Annotated in this window: 6 protein-coding genes; 2 read left to right on the top strand and 4 right to left on the bottom strand. The window is 70.1% G+C overall.

What is annotated here, in order from left to right:
• Positions 1-171: 171 nt before the first annotated feature.
• The 3 genes from ACFW16_RS35740 to ACFW16_RS35730 form a co-directional block, all read right to left on the bottom strand.
• Positions 172-1,137, bottom strand: coding sequence for a YVTN family beta-propeller repeat protein (locus ACFW16_RS35740; protein ID WP_380313869.1), 966 nt, complete (start codon positions 1,135-1,137; stop codon positions 172-174).
• A gap of 10 nt (positions 1,138-1,147) precedes the next feature.
• Complete coding sequence (locus ACFW16_RS35735; protein ID WP_380313868.1) at positions 1,148-2,383, bottom strand: ABC transporter substrate-binding protein; 1,236 nt, start codon at positions 2,381-2,383, stop codon at positions 1,148-1,150.
• Between the two features lie 347 nt (positions 2,384-2,730).
• Positions 2,731-3,087, bottom strand: a complete 357-nt coding sequence (locus ACFW16_RS35730) for a c-type cytochrome (RefSeq protein ID WP_380313867.1) — start codon at positions 3,085-3,087, stop codon at positions 2,731-2,733.
• 248 nt (positions 3,088-3,335) lie between these two features.
• Between ACFW16_RS35730 and ACFW16_RS35725 the strand changes: the two genes are divergently transcribed.
• Together ACFW16_RS35725 and ACFW16_RS35720 are read left to right on the top strand one after the other, a co-directional pair.
• Entirely contained in the window at positions 3,336-4,313 is a 978-nt protein-coding gene (locus ACFW16_RS35725) for a quinoprotein relay system zinc metallohydrolase 2 (RefSeq protein ID WP_380313866.1), read from the top strand.
• 170 nt (positions 4,314-4,483) lie between these two features.
• Complete coding sequence (locus ACFW16_RS35720) at positions 4,484-5,275, top strand: quinoprotein dehydrogenase-associated SoxYZ-like carrier (RefSeq protein WP_380313865.1); 792 nt, start codon at positions 4,484-4,486, stop codon at positions 5,273-5,275.
• 162 nt (positions 5,276-5,437) lie between these two features.
• On the opposite strand, the gene ACFW16_RS35715 is transcribed toward ACFW16_RS35720, so the two are convergent.
• Positions 5,438-5,779, bottom strand: coding sequence for a hypothetical protein (locus tag ACFW16_RS35715; RefSeq protein WP_380313864.1), 342 nt, complete (start codon positions 5,777-5,779; stop codon positions 5,438-5,440).
• Between the last annotated feature and the right edge of the window lie 216 nt (positions 5,780-5,995).

The raw sequence follows: 5,995 nt of genomic DNA, 5'->3' as shown, positions 1-5,995 counted from the left end.
CTCGGAGAGTTCCAGCCCCTCGGTGTCCAGGGAGCCCTTGGCCGGCAGGATGCCGATCGGGGTCTCGACGCCCTCGGCCCTGCCGTCCAGCCGCTCGACGATCCCTCCCGCAAGGGGAGGGGGGACTCTGAACGGGCGAAGAAGGCGTGCAGCGTCTTCATGTCTGCAGGGTCAGCGGATCGCCACGCCCCAGGGCAGTTCGCCCACGGGGATCGACTTGATCACCTTGCGCGCAGCCACGTCGATCACCGAGATGTCGTTCGAGGCGCCGTTGGTCGACACCAGGTATTTCCCGTCCGGGGTGAAGGCGAGCTGCCAGACCCGCTGGCCGACCAACAGGTAGTCTGTCACCTCATAGGTCGCGGTGTCGATCACGGCGACGCGGTTGGCCGGGCCGAGGGCGACGAAGGCGGTCTTGCCGTCGGCGGTGACGCGGACGCCCACCGGCTGGATCGTCTCCTTGCGCACGCCCTGCACCGCGAAGCCGATCTTCTTCAGCACCTGGCGCGACGCCGTGTCGATGACGCTGACCGTGCCGCCGATCTCGGCCGAGACCCAGACCTGGCTGCCGTCCGGCGTGAACTGGGCGAAGCGCGGCCGGGTGTCGACCAGCACGTTGTCGGTCACCTGCAGCGTGTCGGTGTCGATGAAATGCGCCATGTTGGTGGTCTCGGAGGTGTTGACCAGCCACTTGCCGTCCGGGCTGACGCCCATCCCCTCCGGCTCCACCCCCACCGGGATCTCGGTCTCCATCGCGCCCTGCTCGAGGTCGAGGACCGTGACCATGTTGTCGTCCTCATTGGCGACGTAGAGGCGCTTGCCGTCCGGCGCCAGCACGAACAGCTCCGGATCCGGGCCGCTGGGCAGGGTGCCGAGCGGCTTCAGCGTCTCCGTGTCGATCATCTCGATGTGGTCGTCGTCGCTGGTGCAGACGTAGAGCGTCTTGCCGTCGTTGCTGAGGGTGATGCCGCGCGGCCGCTGGCCGACCTTGATGGTCTGGGTCACCGCCATGGTGTCGAGGTCGACCACGCTGACGGTGTTGCCCTTCTCGTTCGAGACATAGGCGGTGAAGGCCTGCGCCTGGGCGGCGGCGAGGAGGGTTGCTGCGGCAAAGGTCATGAACACGAACCTGGTCATGCGCGCCTCCTCATGGGTTCAGCCGGCATTGCGATTCCGGCTCGTCGTAGCCGAGCGTGTCGAGCGGCGTGCGCTGGTGCAGGAAACCCTCCTGCGGCGACACCGAGACCAGCATCATCGGCGAGGCCAGCAGGATCGGCTGGCGCAGCTGCTGGTCCCAGCGCCGGAAGGTCAGCGGCACGCCCTTGAAGGCGCCGAGCTGGAAGGCGTCGGACACCAGGTAGTCGTGGATCGCCGCGGGATCGGCCTTGCCGGTGCGGGTCACCGCCTCGCCCAGGGCGCGGACCGCGGCCCAGGCGGCGTAGTCGCGCTCCAGCATCCAGCGGCCGGCGGCCCTCTGGAAGCGGCGCTGGATCTGGGTGCCGCCCCACTGCTCCTGGCTGCGGTGCCAGGCGGTCGGCACCAGCCCCTGGGTGCCGACCACCGGCCGCGCGTCCCAGGTGCGATAGGGCAGGTATTCGCCGAACACCTCGCTCTCGTCGGCCACGACCATGACGTCGTAGTCCGGCAGGCGCTGAGTCAGCTGGGTCATCTGCCGCTGCACCTGCTGCTCGCCGGTGTCGGAGCGGCGGGAGCCGGCCTGGAACTCGTATGTGCGCTCCTCGACGATCTGGGCGCCGTAGCGCTTGGCGGCGCGGCGGATGGCGTCGGCGAAGGCCTTGTCGTCGTCCAGCGTGCCGGAGACCAGGACCCAGCGGGTCCAGCGCTTGAACGCCAGATACTGGGCCAGCGCGTCGGCCTTCATCGCCCGGCTGGGGATGGTGTGGAAGACGTTGGCGCGGCAGTCGGCGACGCGCAGCCGGTCGTCCTGGGCCCGGGCGTCGAGGATCACCGCATCCTTCATCTCCGGCAGGTCGGCCAGCTGCAGCAGGCGGTCGGCCGGCAGGTCGGCGACGACCAGCCTGACGCCCTTGCCGGCCAGGGCCGCGGCGGCGCCGGCGAGGTCGCCGCCGGCCGGGACCACGGTCTCGTCGAGCGTGTAGTCCTGGCCGAGGAAGCGGCCGGTGGTCTGGTTGTCGGTGATGGCGAGGCGGGCGCCGGCGACGCCCTTGTCCTTGGCCACCGGCTCGACCAGCGACAGCGGCTCCGGCTCCGGGGTCGCCTCGCTGAGCCAGCCGATGGTGACCGAGAGCTTGGGCGCCGGCTGCTGCTGCGCCGCGGCCGGGACGGCCAGCAGGGCGGCGGCGAGGCCGAGCGCGGCCCAGCCTCCTACCCTCCCCCTCCCCTTGCGGGCTACGACATTCATACATCGATCGACGACACCGACGGCGGGCCTACAAACAGATTGCCTCTCCCGCTTGCGGGAGAGGTCGGACATCCGAAGGATGTCCGGGTGAGGGGATTGCGGCCTTGCCGAAAGCACGGCTTCGCCGCGAGCGAGCGCATGATCCGCCCGATCCTGAGGCATCGACCCTGGTGTCGCGACCGAGCCGCCCTCACCCGGGCTCGCTGCGCGAGCCCGACCTCTCCCGCAAGCGGGAGAGGCAATCCGTTCACACACCCGCCGCACCGCACCGCCCACCGATGTGCAGGTGCCCTTCCGCAAGGAGAAGGGGAGTTTGAAAAGGAAGGGTCGGCCCCAGCCCCGCATGGTCAGCTCGCGCCCGCCTCCTTCAGATAGGCGATGACGGCGAGACGGTCCTCTTCCTTCGGCAGTCCGGGGAAGACCATCTTGGTGCCGGGCACCAGGGTCTTGGGATTGCTCAGATACTTGTCGAGCGTCGCCTCGTCCCAGGTCAGATGGGCGTTCTTCATCGCGTCGGAATATTTGAAGCCGTCGATCGAGCCGGAGGTCCGGCCGATCACGCCGTGCAGCGACGGGCCGAGCTTGTTGGTGCCGGCGTCCAACGAATGGCAGGCCTGGCATTTGGCGAAGACCTGCTTGCCCTTGGCCGCGTCGCCCGCGGCGTCCTGGGCCCGGGCCGCCATCGGCAGGGCGAGCGCGGCCATAGCCGCAACCAGCGCGAAACCTCGCATCTCGGACGTCCTCCTGCTGGGCCGGACGGGCCGGCGTTCCGCTTCGGCGCGGCGCGGGCCGGGGCCCTGCCGCACCTGCCCGCTCGACGGCGGGGATTGGCTCGACTGTATGAACCGCCCCCGATCCCGACAAGGCGAGAAGAACCAACTGAGACCAAAGTCCAATTCAGCCGCGGAACGAAAACGCGCCCTGTTGTTCCTGCCACTGCGGGAGAATTCGGGTGCCGTCATCCGGCCGCACGCAGGACCAGGACCGGCCGGGGGCGCTGAGCCGCCGGCGTGCGCTCGGCGGCGCCCTGGCGCTGGGCCTCCTGGGCGGTGCGGCCGCCCCGCCGACCGACCCGCCGCTTCCCGTCACCGAGGTCGCGCCCGGCGTCTTCGTGTTCCGCGGCGCCCATGAGGAGGCGACGGACGCCAATCTCGGCGGCATCGCCAATCTCGGCTTCGTCATCGGCAGCGAGGCGGCGGCGGTGATCGACACCGGCGGCAGCACCGCCGAAGGACGGCGGCTCCGGGCGTCGCTGTTCCATCGGACCGCCCTGCCCGTCCGCTGGGTCGTCAACACCCATTTCCACCCCGACCACGCGCTGGGCAACGCGGCCTTCGCCGGGCCGGGCACCACCATCGTCGGCCACGCCAACATGCCGCGCGGCCTGGCGGCGCGGGCCGACACCTATCTCGACGGGCTGCGCCGGGCGCTGGGTGACGCCGCCGCCGGCACCGAGATCGTGCCGCCGACGCTGCTGGTGCGCGATCGGCTGTCGCTCGACCTCGGCGGCCGGACACTGGAGCTGAAGGCCTGGCCGGCGGCCCACACCGATGCCGACCTGACCGTGCTGGACAGCGCGACCGGCACGCTCTTCGCAGGCGATCTGGTGTTCCTGGAGCGGGTGCCGGCGATCGACGGGTCGCTGCGCGGCTGGGTCGACGCCATCGCCGGGCTGCGGCGCGAAAGCGGAATCCGGCGGGTGGTTCCCGGCCACGGGCCGGCCTCCGCCCCCTGGCCGGATGCGCTCGACGACGAGGAGCGCTATCTTCGCCTGATCCTGGACGAGACCCGCGCGGCACTGGCCGCCGGGCGCAGCCTCGACCAGGCGGTGGCCACGGTCGGCCGGTCCGAGCGCGGCCGCTGGCTGCTGTTCGACGACTACAACGACCGCAACGTCGCCACGGCCTATACCGAGCTGGAATGGGAATAGCCTTGGAGCCTGACCCGAAACTCGCCCCGGCGGCCGTCTGACGCGGTTTTCTGCGCTTCCGGTGCTCACGGACCCAAAAGTCCGCTGCGCTCCGGTTCTCGACAACCACGCCAGCCGACTCACCGGAACGAATTTCAGGTCAGACTCCATGGACGACGAGGGGGGATACGATGCCGAAGCACGCCGCAGCCCTGATCCTGGTTACCCTGCTGGCCCTGGCGAGCCCCGCCCGGGCCGAGGATCCCTGGCCCGACCTGAAGACCGCGATCTTCGGCGACAAGACGGTCGCCGACGGCAGCGCCTTCATGCGGGTCGAGGCGCCGCAGCGCGCCTATGACGCCGCCGTGGTGCCGGTCACGGTCCGCTTCGACCGCGAGCACAGGCCGGCCGGGCGGATCCGCGCCGTGACCCTGGTGGTGGACAAGAACCCGGCCCCGGTCGCCGCCGTGTTCCGGCTGGGCGACAGCATCGCCGACCCGACCATCGGCACAAGGGTGCGGGTGAACGAGTACACCAACATCCACGCCGTGGCCGAGACCGAGGACGGGTCGCTGTTCATGGCCGCCGCCTTCGTCAAGGCGGCCGGCGGCTGCTCCGCCCCCGCGACCAAGACGCCGGACCAGGCCGAAGCCCATCTCGGCGAGATGCGGACCAAGAACCTTGACGCGGTCCAGATCGGCGCGCCGAGCCGGATCGAGCTGCTGATCCGGCACCCGAACTATTCCGGCATGCAGATGGACCAGATCAAGCGCACCTACGTGCCGGCGCGCTTCATCGAGACCATCGAGGTCAGCTATGACGGCACGAAGCTGCTGCAGGTCGAGGGCAACATCTCGCTGAGCGAGAACCCGGTGGTGGAGTTCAGCTTCACCCCGACCGGGACCGGCCGGCTGAGCGCCACGGCCAGGGATTCGGACGGCGCCGTGTTCACGGAAGCCTGGCCGGTGCCGGCGACGATGTGAGGCGGGATGGGCGGAGGGAGGCCGAATCCAAACCCCATACTGTCATGCCCGGGCTTGACCCGGGCATCCAGGAAGTCTCGACGCCGCTCCGGGCGGCCCCTGGATTGCCGGGTCAAGCCCGGCAATGACAGGGAAGAGAGGACGCCTTCCTTCAGGGCGCCCCTAGAAGCAGCGGAAGTCGGCTTCGATCTGCGCCAGGCGCAGCGTGTCGACCATGGTCTTCAGCATCGTCATCTCACGGAAGATGCCGGCCTGGTCGCCGGTGGCGAACTGCATGCGCAGCACGGTCTCGGCCTTCTCATAGGCGTCGTACGGCATGATCGAGGACACCGCGTCGATGCTGCAGGAGCAGCGCTGCAGCATCTCCTGCGTTTCGCCGTTGCTGGCCATGCAGCCGATCACGTAATCGGCCACCACCGGGGTCGGATAGTCGTTCGCGCGCGCCGGGCCGGGCGTGGCGAGCAGCGCCGGGGCAAGGAGGGCGAGTACCGCACAGCCCTTCATGGCGATCGCTCCGCAGTCGCGTCGGGCGGTCAGCAGAGCAAACGGGCGGTGGCCGGTCAATTCGTTCCAAGGGAGGAGAACGCCTTGCCCGCAGTGCTGCCGCGCCTTTCTCCTTTGTCCCCCCTCCCCTTGCGGGAGGGGGGCAGGGGGAGGGGTCTGCGCGCGTCCGCGCGCGTGCTGCCCGGGATCGGCCTCAGCCGACTGACTGGCCTCACG

It is taken from the genome of Inquilinus sp. NPDC058860 (genome assembly GCF_042743185.1).
Classification (GTDB): domain Bacteria; phylum Pseudomonadota; class Alphaproteobacteria; order DSM-16000; family Inquilinaceae; genus Inquilinus.
Note: the sequence above shows the minus strand (reverse complement) of the source record. Positions and strands in the feature narration are given on the sequence as shown.